This window comes from Odoribacter lunatus (assembly GCF_943193135.1).
GTDB classification, from domain to species: Bacteria; Bacteroidota; Bacteroidia; order Bacteroidales; family Marinifilaceae; genus Culturomica; species Culturomica lunata.
Window position 1 is genome coordinate 33,060 of the sequence record NZ_CALPCZ010000005.1, and the last position, 14,630, is coordinate 47,689.

At 45.0% G+C, this 14,630-nt stretch carries 11 protein-coding genes; 2 read left to right on the forward strand and 9 right to left on the reverse strand.

The window, feature by feature from the left end:
- Positions 1-13: 13 nt before the first annotated feature.
- From NFR61_RS03610 to NFR61_RS03630, 5 genes are all read right to left on the reverse strand, one after another.
- On the reverse strand, positions 14-889 hold the full coding sequence (locus NFR61_RS03610) for a CPBP family intramembrane glutamic endopeptidase (protein WP_251620701.1): 876 nt from the start codon (positions 887-889) through the stop codon (positions 14-16).
- An 11-nt stretch (positions 890-900) separates the two neighbouring features.
- Positions 901-3,408, reverse strand: coding sequence for an FtsK/SpoIIIE family DNA translocase (locus NFR61_RS03615; RefSeq protein ID WP_251620703.1), 2,508 nt, complete (start codon positions 3,406-3,408; stop codon positions 901-903).
- A 75-nt stretch (positions 3,409-3,483) separates the two neighbouring features.
- Complete coding sequence (locus NFR61_RS03620) at positions 3,484-5,136, reverse strand: AMP-binding protein (protein WP_251620705.1); 1,653 nt, start codon at positions 5,134-5,136, stop codon at positions 3,484-3,486.
- Between the two features lie 69 nt (positions 5,137-5,205).
- Positions 5,206-6,855: an AMP-binding protein gene (locus NFR61_RS03625; RefSeq protein WP_251620707.1), complete on the reverse strand. Its 1,650-nt coding sequence runs from the start codon at positions 6,853-6,855 to the stop codon at positions 5,206-5,208.
- Positions 6,856-6,868: 13 nt separating this feature from the next.
- Entirely contained in the window at positions 6,869-7,552 is a 684-nt protein-coding gene (locus NFR61_RS03630) for an ion channel (RefSeq protein ID WP_251620708.1), read from the reverse strand.
- A gap of 132 nt (positions 7,553-7,684) precedes the next feature.
- On the opposite strand from NFR61_RS03630, the gene NFR61_RS03635 reads away from it, so the two are divergent.
- A complete protein-coding gene (locus NFR61_RS03635) occupies positions 7,685-9,145 on the forward strand; it encodes a bifunctional metallophosphatase/5'-nucleotidase (RefSeq protein WP_251620709.1) in 1,461 nt (486 codons plus the stop codon).
- Between the two features lie 10 nt (positions 9,146-9,155).
- Here the strand turns inward: NFR61_RS03635 and NFR61_RS03640 are convergent, their stop codons facing one another.
- From NFR61_RS03640 to NFR61_RS03650, 3 genes are all read right to left on the reverse strand, one after another.
- Positions 9,156-10,334 (reverse strand): THUMP-like domain-containing protein, encoded by a 1,179-nt coding sequence (locus NFR61_RS03640; RefSeq protein WP_420910097.1) that lies wholly within the window; start codon positions 10,332-10,334, stop codon positions 9,156-9,158.
- Positions 10,335-10,374: 40 nt separating this feature from the next.
- Positions 10,375-11,787 carry a sodium:proton antiporter NhaD gene (gene nhaD / locus NFR61_RS03645; RefSeq protein ID WP_251620710.1) on the reverse strand — a complete coding sequence of 471 codons (1,413 nt, stop codon included), beginning with the start codon at positions 11,785-11,787 and terminating at the stop codon, positions 10,375-10,377.
- A 93-nt stretch (positions 11,788-11,880) separates the two neighbouring features.
- Positions 11,881-12,258: a helix-turn-helix domain-containing protein gene (locus NFR61_RS03650; RefSeq protein WP_251620711.1), complete on the reverse strand. Its 378-nt coding sequence runs from the start codon at positions 12,256-12,258 to the stop codon at positions 11,881-11,883.
- Positions 12,259-12,651: 393 nt separating this feature from the next.
- Here NFR61_RS03650 and trxB point away from each other — a divergent pair, with 393 nt between their 5' ends.
- A complete protein-coding gene (gene trxB, locus NFR61_RS03655; RefSeq protein WP_251620712.1) occupies positions 12,652-13,605 on the forward strand; it encodes a thioredoxin-disulfide reductase in 954 nt (317 codons plus the stop codon).
- Between the two features lie 20 nt (positions 13,606-13,625).
- Here the strand turns inward: trxB and NFR61_RS03660 are convergent, their stop codons facing one another.
- Positions 13,626-14,609 (reverse strand): DUF2027 domain-containing protein, encoded by a 984-nt coding sequence (locus NFR61_RS03660; RefSeq protein ID WP_251620713.1) that lies wholly within the window; start codon positions 14,607-14,609, stop codon positions 13,626-13,628.
- Between the last annotated feature and the right edge of the window lie 21 nt (positions 14,610-14,630).

Here is a 14,630-nt window from a genome sequence, read left to right on the forward strand (position 1 = left end):
AAAGGTAATGATTTTATTTTAACTCGTCGTGCAGGAGCCGGTATTTGCGGTTGCAAATGGCAATGAACAGGATTCCTGCCATGATGAGTATAAGTGTGTCAAGATGGGATGCCGTAGGATTGAGGTCTTTGAACAGTGCGTTTGTCTGGAGTGCGGAGGCGTCGGATGTGAGTACGACGGAGGCAATGATGTTGTTTGCCGCATGCAGTCCGATGGCAAGTTCCAGTCCGTTGTCTTTATAAGCGATGTATCCGAGTAGCAGTCCCATGGCGATGTATTGCGGCAGGGCTATTTCCATGCCGAAGTTTTCGACTTCCGGATTGGCTCCGTGCATGAGTCCGAAGAGTATGGCCGTGAGGATGAGGGCGAGCCATTTGGATTTGAATAGGAGGAAGAGGCCTTGTTGCAGGTAGCCCCGGAACAGGATTTCTTCAAAAGCGGTTTGGAAGGGCAGGAGCAGGAGTGAGATGATGAGCAGCCCGGCGAATTTCGGGGCGTTGAATTGGAATACGACTTCTTTTTCGGTGTAGATAGAGATGAATATGATGACGAGGCTGATGGCAGCCCAGATACCTGCACCGAAGAAGAAACGTTGCCAGTTGAATGTGGGGCGGCCGGTGACGATGCTGAGGGGTTGTTTTTGCTGGAAGTATTGTATGCAGAAGAATATTGCGAAGAATCCGCAGAGGAAGGGTAGGAGTGTGAGTGCTAATCCCCAGTTGGTGTCGGTAAAATTGATGAGTCCATTTTGAAGGGCCTCCGGATTTGTATGCAAAAGGTATAGCATGAGGGGGAGGCTTCCTATTTGTGTAATGAAGAAAACAACGAGTATCGTGAAAAGGTACAGGTACCAATTGTTTTTTCCGGTGTAGGCTTGTTCAATGAACATGATGTGTGTGTTTAAAATTTGTCTCCTATGTTATTGAGTAATGATTCGAGGCTGTATTCGTCGGGTATGAGTACCTGACGCGCTTTGCTTCCTTCAAAGGGACCGACGATTCCGGCTGCTTCAAGTTGGTCGATGATTCGTCCGGCGCGGTTGTAGCCTATGGAGAAGCGGCGTTGTATGGAAGAGGTGGAGCCTTGCTGTGAATTGACGACCATGCGGGCGGCTTCTTCAAAGAGCGGGTCTTTGGTGCCGAGGTCTGCTTCGGAGATTCCGCCTCCGCCTTCTCCTTCGGGTATGTATTCCGGTAGTTCAAAGGCGCACGGGTAGGATTGTTGTTCGGCGATGTAATGTGTGATGGCGTCGATTTCGGGTGTGTCTACGAAGGCGCATTGTACGCGGGTCATTTCGCTTCCGACGGAGATGAGCATGTCTCCCCGCCCGATGAGCTGGTTAGCTCCGGGGGAGTCGAGGATAGTGCGGGAGTCTATCATGGAGGCAACTTTGAAGGCGATACGTGCCGGGAAGTTGGCTTTGATGACGCCGGTGATGATGTTGGTGGAGGGGCGCTGAGTGGCGATTATCATGTGGATGCCGACGGCTCGGGCGAGTTGGGCGATGCGGGCGATGGGTTGTTCAACTTCTTTTCCTGCGGTCATGATGAGGTCGGCAAATTCGTCTACGACAACGACGATGTAGGGCAGGTATTTATGCCCTTTGTTGGGATTGAGGTGCCGTTTGACGAATTTTTCGTTGTATTCTTTTATGTTTCTGACTTGTGCTTCTTTTAACAGGTCGTAGCGGCTGTCCATTTCGATGCACAGGGAGTTGAGTGTGTTGATGACTTTGGTAGTCTCGGTGATGATGGCTTCTTCGGCTTCCGGTATTTTGGCGAGGAAGTGTTTTTCAATGACGGAGTAGATGCTTAGTTCGACTTTTTTGGGGTCGACCATGACGAATTTGAGTTGTGACGGGTGCTTTTTGTAAAGCAGTGAGGTGATGATGGCATTTAGTCCGACGGATTTACCTTGCCCGGTGGCACCTGCAACGAGGAGGTGTGGCATTTTGGCGAGGTCGAAGGTGTATGTTTCGTTGGATATGGTGCGTCCGATGGCGACGGGCAGTGCGTATTTGGATTCCTGGAATTTTTTGGATGCGATGATGCCCCGCATGGATACGATTTCCGGATTTTGGTTGGGGACTTCGATTCCGATGGTTCCTGCGCCGGGTATGGGGGCGATGATACGGATTCCCAATGCCGCGAGGCTGAGGGCGATGTCGTCTTCGAGGTTTTTGATTTTGGATATTTTTACACCTGGTGCGGGTATGATTTCGTACAGGGTGACGGTAGGCCCGATGGTGGCTTTGATTTTAACGATTTCTATTTTATAGTTTCGGAGGGTTTCGACGATTTTGTTTTTGTTTTCGTCAAGTTCTTCCTGTGTCACTTTTGGGGTTCCGTTGGAGTGTTCTTCAAGGAGTTCTAATGCCGGATACTGGTAGTTGGAAAGGTCGAGAGTGGGGTCGTAGTCTCCTTCGGGTTCGAGGTTTTTTTGTAAGGTTTCTTCCGGATTTTCCGGATTGACGGTGATGAGGATTTCTTCGTTCTCCTCTTCTTCTACTGCTGCCTCTTCCTCCTCTTCTTCTTCGTTGGCGTGGTAGTTGAGAAGTTCCTCGGGTTCGTCTATGTCAAATTCGTGTTTTTCTTGCGGATTGAGATTTTCGCAGATGTTTTCGTCGTCGATGTCTTCGATGACGGGATTGAATTCTTCTTCGTCGGTGGTTGTGTCATATTCGTCATGAACGAAGGGATGTTCTTCTGTCTTTCCTTCCGTTGTTTCGATTTCGGCTTCCGAAGCGGTTTGCTGTATTGTTGTCTGTTTTTTCGGGAATAAGTTTTTGAAGAAGTTCAGGCACTGGGCGAATGTTTTTTCAAATCCGAAGAAGAGGATGGTTGCCAGTGTGAGCAACAGTATGAAAAATGTACCGATGGAACCGATGACGGAGTTTAACCATTGGGAGAGGAAGTAGCCGTGTGCTCCTCCCGGATAGAGGTAGTTTGGGGTGAGTTGGAAGAATGAGTATATTATGTCAGCGATGTAACCGAGAAAGAGAGAGAGCCAAAGTATGAGGAAAAAAGAGGTGATGATTTTTTTCCAAAAATTTGTAATGGTTCTGCCAGCGATTTTTATTCCGCATAGGATGAGTAAGTAGCAGAATAGGAAGGAGGAGATGCCGAACCAGCGGTTGATGAGTAGGTCGGATAACCAGGCTCCTAGTTTTCCCGCGGGGTTGTGTGCTGTTATTTCCGGGTTGGAGATGATGAGATGTGCTCCTTTGTCAACTAAACTTTGGTCTATTCCTCCGGTGAGGAAGAAGCCGCAAAGGGCGAAGAATGTGTAGCAGGCGAAAAGACATAATGCCAAGCCGGTTATGACACGTGTACGAGGTTCTTTTAAGAAAGAGAGTGCCGCTTCGGTTTGTTTTTTTTCAACCGGGCGGCGGTTTATGTTTTTTTTCATGAATGTTGCGCTTTTGAGCAGCGAAGATACGAAGTTTTCGCTAAAAAAGGCAAAATGTACGGCAATAAGTTTTTGTTACGGTTGTTGATAGAGGAAGCGTTTGATGCTGCGTTTGGGGGTCTTCTCAAATTCTTCGTTGTATATTTTTATTTGTGCGATTTGACTGTATGCGGGAAGTGTTTGGTTAAGGGCTTTGCGGTTTTCTTCCATGATGTTAGGGATTTGGTTTTCCGTGATTTTTTCAGCTTGCAGACTGTCGAAGTCGGGGTATATGAGAGCCACGAGTTTTCCCTGTTGTTCGATGACGATGGATTCGGTGACGTATTGCATGTTGTTGAGTCGGTCTTCTATTTCTTCGGGATAAATGTTTTGTCCGCTGGGGCCGAGTATCATGTTTTTGCTTCGTCCTTTGATGAACAGGTAGCCGTCGGCGTCAATGAGACCAAGGTCTCCGGTATGGAGCCATCCGTCTTTGTCTATGGCAGCGGCGGTAGCTTCCGGGTTTTGGAAGTAGCCGGTCATGACGCAGTCGCCTTTGGCAAGGATTTCACCGACGATGTTTTGTGGGTTGGGGGAGTCAATGCGCAATTGGACGCGGTTGGCTGCTTTCCCGCAAGAGCCTTGTTTGAAGGTTTTCCAACCGTCGTAACTGAGCAGGGGACCGCATTCGGTCATGCCGTATCCGACGGTGTAGGGGAAGTGTATGGTGCGTAGGAAATTTTCGACTTCTTTATTGAGGGCGGCGCCTCCGATGATGATTTCCTGGAAGTTTCCTCCGAGTGCGTCGATGAGTTTTTGCCGGATGGTGTCTTTGATTTTGTCGTTGATGATAGGGATGTTCATCAGGAGTTTCATGTGTGGCTTTTCGATGGCCGGAAATATTTTTTTGCGTATGATTTTTTCAAGGACTAAGGGGACGGTGACAATGAGTTCGGGTTTTACTTCGGCGAAAGCGTCGGCGATGATTTTTGGGGACGGTGTACGGGACAGAAAGTGGATGTGTGTGCCGTTGACGAATTGATAGATGAATTCAAAGGCGAGTCCATACATGTGTGCCATCGGCAGCATGCTGACGATTTGAATGCCGGGATTGAGTCCCAATACTTCGATTCCGAATTTCATGTTGGTCCAGAGGCTCCGGTAGGTGAGCATGACTCCTTTGGAGCTGCTGGTGGTTCCGGATGTGTAGTTGATGACGGCCAGTTCGTCCAATTGGTCGTAGGTGTATTGGACGTTGTCGGCAGTGAATCGGTCTGGGTATTTTTTCCCGAAGAGTTCGTTGAGGCGTTCGCGGGCTTGAGTGAGTTCGGTTTTGTTGGAGTGTCGTAGAGAGAAGTCCTCTATGCGTAGGATGCCGTCAAGGTCGGGCATGGCGGATTCATCGAGGTTTTCCCATACAACGTCGCCTACAAATAGGAGGTGCGCTTCGGAGTGGTTAACGATGTGGTGTATGTTGTCGGGTTTGAATTCGTTGAGGATGGGGACGGCTACTGCTCCATAAGTGAGGGTGGCGAGGAAAGCGATTCCCCAAGAGGACATGTTGCGGCTGCAAAGGGCTATTTTGTCTCCTTTCCGGATGCCGCTTTCTTCAAAGAGTATGTGTAGTTTTTCTATTTTTCGAGCAACGTCTTTGTAAGAAGAGGTGGCGCCTTTGAAGTCGGTGAGAGCAGGAAGATTCCAATTTTTTTTGATACTCTCTTCTATGTATTGTATGAAGCTTTCAGACATGATATGTAGTTATTTAGCTGTTCAAAGATAAGGGTTTCATTTTGAATGCCAAATGGTGCGGTTAAAAGTTTATTTTTGGTATAGGTAGCGTTTGATGCTTTTTTTAGGTGTTTTCTCAAATTCCTGCTGGCGTATGCGTATGCGGGTGATTTGGCTGTATGCGGGGAGGTGTTCGTTTAGTTGTTTGCGGTTATGGTCAAGTTGTTTGGCAAGGCTTTCTTGTGTGATCCTTGCGTTTTGGGCAGCTTCTAGGTCCGGGTAGATGAGGGCAATAAGTTTGCCGTCATGCTCGATGACGAGGGATTCGCTGACGTAGGGCATGGTGTTGAGTCGGTCTTCTATTTCTTCGGGATAGATGTTTTGTCCGCTAGGGCCGAGTATCATGTTTTTGCTTCGTCCTTTGATGTAGAGATATCCGTCGCTGTCGAGTATGCCGAGATCTCCGGTGTGTAACCAACCATCGGCGGTGAATGCGTTTTGGGTGGCTTGAATGTTTTTGTAGTAGCCTTTCATGAGGTTGGTGCCTTTGACCATTATTTCGCCGACGGTATTTTGCGGGTCAGGAGAATCTATGCGTATTTCGATGCGGTCGATGGCTTTTCCACAGGAACCGAGCCGGAATGTCTGCCAGTTGTCGAAAGAGATACCGGGTCCGCATTCGGTCATGCCGTATCCGACAGTGAAGGGGAAGCGAATGGAGGCGAGGAATGTCTCTATTTCAAGGTTGAGGGCGGCACCTCCGACGGCGAACAGTTTGAAGCGCCCACCGAAGGCGTCGAGTACTTTTTGTCGGATGCGTGCTTTGATTTTTTTATGTATGTAGGGGAGTTTCAATAGTAGTTTTATGTGAGGGCGGTTGATTTGGGGGAGTACGCGTTTGCGTATGATTTTTTCGATGATGAGGGGAACGGCGACGATGAGATGGGGACGAATGCGGGTGAATGCTTCCGAGATGATGCGTGGGGAAGGTGTTTTGTTGAGAAAATAGATTTGTGAGCCGCTGGCGAATGGGTAAATGAATTCAAAAGCGAGTCCGTACATGTGTGCCATCGTGAGGATTGCGATAAGTCTGTCGCCAGGGTGGTAGCCCATTTTGTCAAGGGCAAAGCGGAGGTTTGACCACATGCTGCGATAAGGAAGTATGACGCCTTTGGAGGCACTGGTAGTTCCGGAGGTGTAGTTGATGAGGGCGGTGTCTTCCGGATTTTCGCGTGGATAACGTATGTTTTGCCAGGTGAAATGGGTTGAGAATTTTTGTTCAAATAGTTCGTTTATTTTTTCTCTGGCGGTGATTAGTTCTGCTTTTTTTGTGTGCCTTATGGTGAAGTCTTCCATTCGGATGATGCTTTCGAGGGTGGGCATGTGTTGGTGGTCTAAAGTTGCCCAGTTGCCGTCTCCTACGAATAGAAGTCGTGCTTCGGAGTGGTTGATGATGTGGTGTATATTGTCGGATTTGAATTCATGCAGGATGGGTACGGCAATGGCTTTGTAGGTTAGGGCCGCGAGGAAAGCAATGGCCCAGTGTGAGCAATTGCGGCTGCAAAGTCCTATTTTATCGCCTTTTTTGATTCCGGAGTGTTCAAATAATAAATGCAGTTTTTCGATTTTAACGGCGACATCTTTATAGGTGTAACTGATGCCGTTGTAGTCGGTGAGGGATGATAGATCCCAATGCTTTTTTATGCTGTCTTCCAGTAGTGCGATAAAACTTTGTTCCATGTGGCGACAGGGGTTAGTTGGTATCGGTATGGTTGGGCTGGTTGTTTCTTTTGGCTTGAAATTTGGTGGTTACGTAGGCGGTGAATATGGGGAAGAATATCATGCCGGCGGCTGCGAGGAGTACGGCTAAGGATTGTCCGAGTTTGGTTACACCGAAGATATTGGAACCGACAGTGGTTACGTTCATGAGTGACCAATTGAAGGAATCCCAGTAATTTTTGACCATGGGATTGGGACCGTGTTCCATGAAGTAGAAGATGATGCTTGAGAAGTAGACGACGGTGCATAATATGGCGATGTAGGTGACGAAAAGGTTAGTTATCTTGCTATAGGTCATCCATGATACGATGATGGAAATACCGTAGATACCCCGGATGACAGGGAAAATGCGCAGAGCTATCCAAAGACTATGAGGGATGGTGTCGGAACAGGCGTACACGATATTGAGGTAGGGTATGGCTATGAGAAGGAGGAAGAGATTACCCCATGAGAATTTCCAGTTGTCGCTGTACCAGCGGAAAAAGAAGTCTGCCAGGAATACAGAGCAGAGGATGAGGTGGCTGATGAGAATGAATCGTTCGCTGAATACGGTGTGCGAGGAGAGCAGTTCGATGGAGAGGATAACGATGATGATTAAGCTGCTGGCAATGACCAGTATGTTCAGTAGGTCTTTGAGGTGTTTGTTGTTTTGTTTCATGAGATTTCTGTTTTCTATAATTGTTTGGGTAGTTACGGGAATGGGTGATGAAGGTTTTGAATCTGGTGTGATTTAACGTTAGATTGGTTTTTTATTATTATTTTCGGGCGCTAAAAATAGAGAATGAAAATTATGCAATTTAGAAGGTTTTATCTGGGAATGCTGTTGGTGTTTACGGTGTTCCTTTTTGGTTGTGGTGGAGCCTCTGATTCTACGGAGGTAGTTATTATTTCTACGAATGATATTCATGCGCAGATTGAACGGTTTCCGAAATTTGCGGCTTTTGTAGCGCAACAACGGGCTATCTATCCGAATCTGCTTGTGGTGGATGCCGGAGACCGAATTTCCGGGAATGTATATGTGGATAATGCGGTGGAGCGGGGTAAGCCGATGGTGATGCTGATGAATAAGGTGGGGTATGATGTGGCGACTTTCGGAAATCATGAGTTTGATTATGGGCAATCGATACTGAAAGAGCGTTTGGAGGAGATGGATTTTCCTGTGATTTGTGCTAATATGGAGACGGAGGGGAGTGTGTTGGAGAAACCGCAGGGACATTATGTATTGGAGAAGGCTGGGATTCGTTTTTGTTTTTTGAGTATGATTGAGATTAATGAGAAAAGGCGTATCCCTGCGACGAATCCGGCGAATGTGGAGAATGTTACGTTCCGTTATTTTGGAGATGTTGTGGAAGAGAATAGGGGATTGAAGGAGGGGTGCGACGTTTTTATTGCATTGACGCATTTAGGATATACGGCGGATTCGGTATTGGCGACGATTATGCCTGAGTTGGATGTGATTATCGGGGGACATTCCCATACATTGATACATGACTCGAAGGTTATTAATGACGTGTTGGTAAGTCAGACGGGATCTTATTTGAGATATGCAGGGGTGACGAAGTTGGATTTTAAGGGGAAGAAGTTGGTAAATAAGTCATTTCATATAGTGAAGTTGGATACAATTAGTGCTTCGGATGCGGAGGTGGAGAAAATGCTGGAGGAGATTTGCAATCGTCCGGAGTTTCGGGAGAAGATAGGTGAGACGTCAAAGGGGTTGAAGTATAAGGAGGATGTGGCTTCGATGGTGACGGATGCGATGTGTGATGCTGCCGGATGTGATTTTGTTTTTTATAATAAAGGAGGGGTGCGCTTGAATTCTATTCCTGCAGGTGATATAACGAGGGAGATGGTGTATCAGATAGAACCGTTTAGTAATTATATTGTAATGCACGATTTGACGTTGCAGGAGATGAAGGAGTTGGTTTTAAACCGTTTTAACGGGACGAAGAATCCGGAGAAGCGTTATCTTGATTTATTTGTGTCTGAAGGGCGGTATACGATTTTAAAGGATAAGGAGGGGAATGGCGTAGATGTGGTATTTGTGGACAGAAATGGGAAGAAGTTGAAGGATGGGCAGCGGAAGTATAAGGTGGGATTGAGTAATTATGTAAATAGTGCGTATGATTTTGTCGGGAAAGGGAAAGGAACGAATACGGGGATTATGATTACGGATGCGGTGCTTGATTTTATAAAGAAGCAGAAGGATGTCAATTATAATAAGCGGAGGACATTTATTGAACGGAAGTCGTAGCAGACAGAGGTCAGAGTTTTTCGCATACTAACAGAACACGTCGGGAATTGGCGATTGTCGTGGCAAACAGATAGAGGTGGCCACCGTCTCCGATTCCTGATGTTTTTCGTATTTGTTCAACGGTCATCGGAAAGTTGCGTACAGTGATGTTGGCTTGTGGAATATCGTGTTTTAGTTTCTTTAATAGTTTGCCGGTGAAAGGGAGAACGGCTGTGATTTTGAATTTTCTGCCGGGAAATTCGGGACAGGGCGTGTCAGAGGTGTAGAGGTGGCTGTGTTGATGTAGTTTTAAGAGCCGGAAGCGGGTGGCTATGCTTTTGAATGCTCCGCTTTTTAGAATGGCGGCATTGGGTTCGTAAAGGTAGCTATCAAGTGCTTCTGCCAGTTGCAGGGGTGTTTTTTTTTCTTCTTCCGGGTTGAAACTGAAGTACTGGTGTTCGTTTGTTTGGAATGATACGGTATGGATTTGTATTGTTCGGGGAGAGGGGTCCAGTACGAATAGTATTTCTTTGCATTCGTTTTTTATAGCAAGGATGTGTATCTCTGTTGTTTCGGGAAGTAGCCGCAGGGTTTCCGAGATATCTGCCATAGGGGATATTTTGATGATGAGGCGTTGGGTGTTGGTTAGCAGTGTTTGTTTGAGGGGGATTATATTGGGTTCGCAGTCAGCTAATGCGAACAGACGTTTGTTGCTGTCGGTGCGTCTTGCGGGGTCAATGTAGAACGTATCCGTCTGTAATGTGTGGGCGATGTCACGGCAGTCGGCGTGGAGGACAGTTATGTTATTGGTTCCCAATAGGTGAAAGTTGTGTGTGGCAGCCCGGCAATACTCAGGCATGCGTTCTATATAGGTGACATTCTGGGCTTTCTGTGCGAAAAACCAGCTATCGACGCCTAAGCCTCCCGTAAGGTCGCAGAGCGTATTACCTTTGAGAAGATTTTGTTTGTAAGTAGCGGTTGTTTCGGAGGAGCATTGTTCGGCGGCAAGGCGGCTGGGAAATACGATACCGCGGTTTTGATACCATAAGGGGAGCTTTTCTTTAATATGTTTGCGGGCAATGATTTGGTCTACGGCAAAGACAATATCGATGTCCGGATAGGAGCGGGCATGGAGTAGGAGTTTATCGGTGGATGCTGTTTCGTGCTGTGCGATGAAGTCTTGCAGTTGTTGGGAAAGAGGTATTTGCATGTTGTCGTGTTAATGCGACAAAGGTAATCAAATCTTTGTATCATATAAAGCTCTGCAAGTAGTAAATTCCGATGCCGGCCAGGAATCCGAGTATGGCGAGCGGGCTGATATGTTTGAGATACCAGAGGAAATTTATTTTTTCGATACTCATTGTAACGACTCCTGCTGCGGATCCGATGATGAGGATACTGCCTCCGGTTCCGGCGCAATAGGCAACTAAGTCCCAAAAAGTGCCGTTTTGTATAAAATTACTCATATAGAGAGCTTCGGGCAGGTGGGTGGCAACTTCGGGGGTGAGGACCGGATACATACCCATGGTTGCTGCTACTAACGGAACATTATCAATAACGGATGAAAGGAATCCGATAATGGTCGTAATGAAGTATACATTGTGGATTTTCACGTTCAGGAAGTTGGCAAGGTTAGTTAGAATACCGACGGCTTCTAGAGCGGCGACGGCCATGAGTATGCCGAAGAAAAAGAGTATGGTGGAGAGGTCTACTTTTTCCAGTACGCGGGGTATTCTGTATTGGTTGGAAATCGGTATTTCTGAGTGATGGTTATAATATATTTCAATGTAAATCCACATGAGTCCCAAAGCTAAAAGGATACCGGCAAAGGGGGGCAGTTGGGTAAGGGATTTAAAAACGGGTACGGCAAGGAGGCACAGTACTCCGAGTAAGAGAATAATATTTTGTTGCTTTTTGCTAATGGTAGCGTTGGAACTTGCTGATGGGGCGGTAACGATGCTTAGTTCGCCTTTTAAAGAGAAGGAGGCAATGAATACGGGTATCAGGCAGGATATGAGACTGGGGAGAAAAAGAGTTTGCATAATGTGTCCGGAGGTGATATTGTTGCCTATCCACAGCATGATTGTGGTGATGTCTCCGATAGGAGTCCAGGCTCCCCCGGCATTGGCGGCGATGACAATAATACTACCGAACAGCCATCTTTCTTTGGCAGAGTTGAGCATTTTACTTAATAGTGTGACCATGATGAGAGCGGTGGTCATGTTGTCCAATATGGCGGACAGAAAGAATGTGAGCAATGAAACCAGCCATAGTAATTTCTTTTTACTGCGGGTGTGTATTTTTTGTGTGATGTTGTTGAAACCGTGGTGTACGTCTATTAAGGAGACAATGGTCATGGCTCCCAGCAAGTAAAGCAGAATTTCGGAAATGTCTCCGAGATGATCAATTATCTGGTTATTTATAATGAAGTCCTGGGACTGGATTTGGAGTGATTCTTGTTTTAAAGAGGTTTTTTCGGTGATGTAATTTTGAAAATCGGTTTTGTCAGTGTTGATGATTTGGGCGGGAGGTAGGGAGATATAAAGAGTCCAAAGCAGAATGGACAGTATCAGTGCAATGGCGGTTTTGTTTATTCCGGTTTTGTTTTCGAGTGCGATAAGTACATACCCGATGATAAATAGGAGCATCATACTTGTAATCATTGTTTCGTGATTTTATTTCCAACATTTACGAGAAGCCCCTGAATTTGTTTTATTGGCTACCCACCTTAACTTGGGGAAAGAGAATTTTTATATCTATTGAGTTGGTGGTGTTGTTATTTTGTGAATCAGCATACTGATTTGTTGGTCTCGTTCTCGCATGCTTTCGGTAAGGCGGTCTAAAATAAGAATCAATTTTTCATTAACATGCTTGCCTTCCGGATCATAAAGTAATTTTGAGTAGTTCACTTCGTCTTCCTCAACAGAATATTTTGAACCTTCTCCGCTTTGAAGCCATTCTTTATTTACTCCTAAAAGTCTACTTAGTACTGTTAATTTTGTGGAATCTGGTTTTGTTTTTCCTTTGAGATAATTGGATACCGTACTTGCAGAAATGTCAATGGATTTAGCAATTTTGTATTTTGAAATTTGTCTTTCTTCGATAATGCTTTGTAATCTTTCAGGAAATTCCATAATTATTTTAGGTTTTTTATAAAAAATGAAAAATAATAAATAATATTCCAATTTTTACAGTGGGTAGCTTAAGTTTGGATGTTGTTTAAGTCTCCTTCTATACAAATATAATTAATAAACATTTAGATTTTCAAACGTGGGTATTTAGTGGAAAATAACAGGACAGGCAATTACTTCATTTTGAATTTATTTATGGGAAAATATTTATTTATATTTCTTGTGAATAGTCTTTCTTTTATTTGTATTTAATTGATTTTGGCGGAAAAACAAAAAGAATAGTAAATCGTTATACTGTTGCAAAATTGGAATAATGAATAGTTGAGTAAAAGAAGAACTTGTTTTTCTTTTTCTCTATATTTTAATAGATTTGCCGGAAATTAAAAAGTTAAGTTTATGCAAGGGGAAAATACAATAGAGAAAGTAAGGTGTTTGATTATAGGTTCCGGACCTGCCGGTTATACAGCGGCAATCTATGCATCTCGGGCAAACCTGCATCCCGTACTTTATACAGGATTACAGATGGGAGGACAATTGACCACGACAACCGAAGTGGAAAACTTTCCCGGCTATCCGGACGGCGTGACAGGCCCGGTATTAATGGAAGATATGAGGCGGCAGGCAGAGCGTTTTGGTACTGACATGCGTTTCGGAATAGTAACAGAAGTTGATTTTTCCGTAAAACCTCTTCGGGTGACGGTAGATGGAGAAAAGCAGTTGGAAGCGGATAGTATTATTATTGCGACGGGAGCGACGGCCCGTTATTTGGGACTTCCGTCAGAAGAACGTTTCAGAGGGCTTGGCGTCAGTGCATGTGCAACTTGCGATGGCTTCTTTTATAAAGGGAAAGACGTTGCGGTAGTCGGGGGAGGGGATACGGCTTGTGAAGAAGCAACTTATCTGGCGGGATTGTGTCGGAAAGTTTATCTGATAGTTCGGAAAAATTATCTGCGTGCTTCCAAAGCAATGCAGGACCGTGTATTTAATACTTCCAATATAGAGGTATTGTTTGAACATAATACGAAAGATTTATACGGTACGGATATGGGTTTGGAAGGAGCACATCTGCTGTATAAAATAGGTACTCCCGAAGAAAAAGAAATTGATATTAAAATTGACGGCTTCTTTTTAGCTATCGGGCATACACCTAATACCGAAGTTTTCAAGAAATACATAACAACCGATGAGCAAGGCTATATCGTAACGGAGGGGAAATCGACACGGACCAATGTTCCGGGGGTTTTTGCTGCGGGGGATGTCATGGACCCTGTGTATCGTCAGGGAATTACTTCCGCTGGTTCGGGATGTCGCGCTGCCATTGATGCGGAACATTACCTTGCTCAATTATAAAACAGCATAAAGAAGAAAATTTATTTGACGGTGACCATTGTTGCTCCGTAACCGTATTGTTTGAAAGATGCGTCTTGATGTTGGAAACGTTTATAGCGTGTCTGCAATTCCCATAGAATACGCTGGCGCAACACGCCGTCTCCTTTTCCGTGAATAAATACTATTTTCTGTCCTTTACGTAATTTGTATTCTTCCAATGTTTTCCGAAATACATCCAATTGGTATTCCAAAATATCCTTACTCTCCATACCGGAGGTAGAGTCCAGTAATTGTTGGATGTGCAAATCAATCTCTATAACATTCTTAACGGGTTGCTTGGAAGGTTGGACAGGCAGAGTCTTATCTTTTTGAGTCTTTGGTTCAGGGAACAAATGATATAATTTCCTTTCTGTTTCTTGGAATCCCTCTAATGGTCGAAGCAAAGCCATATTGTTAAACCATTTTACATGCTTATAGGCACCGTTCTTTTGCAAAGAGGCCGGAGCGATTTTTATTCGGCTTTCGACAGGGGCTTGATGTGAATATTTCCCTTTCCGATATAAAAGAGCTTGTATGGTTATGGCATTGATTCTGTCAATTTCTTTCCGGGAATAAGTACCGATGGACTGACAATGGTCGGAATCACAATTGCCGGCGGCTATACCGGAATATCCTTCTTCATAATCGAAGTTTATCGTATAAAGGCAAATAAGTGATGTATCATTTACCAGATGAAACTCATAACGGCAATCGGTGAGGTTTTGAAAATCTTCCGGAACAATTGCAAGATACAGCATATTGCTTGCCTCCGTAGGAATAGAGCTGGGCTCTGTGTTTTCTTTGTTAATGGCAGTTGTATTACTAAGTCCGGATTTAATAACAACCAAATCATGAATGTTTGCCGGAATCTCAAAACCATATTCTTCACAATACACATTTACCGTATCTCGGTCAATTAGGCTTGTCACCTTACCTTCCAGTTTTTCAGAAATGAATCTTACAAAATCTCCGATTTTTATATCCATGTCTATTATTTTTATTAAGAC

Bases quoted from the DNA above. Each gene is read 5' to 3' on its own strand.
- NFR61_RS03650 (WP_251620711.1), bottom strand. From the start codon at position 12,258: ATGGAATTTCCTGAAAGATTACAAAGCATTATCGAAGAAAGACAAATT.
- nhaD (WP_251620710.1), bottom strand. From the start codon at position 11,787: ATGATTACAAGTATGATGCTCCTATTTATCATCGGGTATGTACTTATC.
- NFR61_RS03630 (WP_251620708.1), bottom strand. From the start codon at position 7,552: ATGAAACAAAACAACAAACACCTCAAAGACCTACTGAACATACTGGTC.
- NFR61_RS03660 (WP_251620713.1), bottom strand. From the start codon at position 14,609: ATGGATATAAAAATCGGAGATTTTGTAAGATTCATTTCTGAAAAACTG.
- NFR61_RS03620 (WP_251620705.1), bottom strand. From the start codon at position 5,136: ATGTCTGAAAGCTTCATACAATACATAGAAGAGAGTATCAAAAAAAAT.
- trxB (WP_251620712.1), top strand. From the start codon at position 12,652: ATGCAAGGGGAAAATACAATAGAGAAAGTAAGGTGTTTGATTATAGGT.
- NFR61_RS03610 (WP_251620701.1), bottom strand. From the start codon at position 889: ATGTTCATTGAACAAGCCTACACCGGAAAAAACAATTGGTACCTGTAC.
- NFR61_RS03625 (WP_251620707.1), bottom strand. From the start codon at position 6,855: ATGGAACAAAGTTTTATCGCACTACTGGAAGACAGCATAAAAAAGCAT.
- NFR61_RS03615 (WP_251620703.1), bottom strand. From the start codon at position 3,408: ATGAAAAAAAACATAAACCGCCGCCCGGTTGAAAAAAAACAAACCGAA.
- NFR61_RS03640 (WP_420910097.1), bottom strand. From the start codon at position 10,334: ATGCAAATACCTCTTTCCCAACAACTGCAAGACTTCATCGCACAGCAC.
- NFR61_RS03635 (WP_251620709.1), top strand. From the start codon at position 7,685: ATGCAATTTAGAAGGTTTTATCTGGGAATGCTGTTGGTGTTTACGGTG.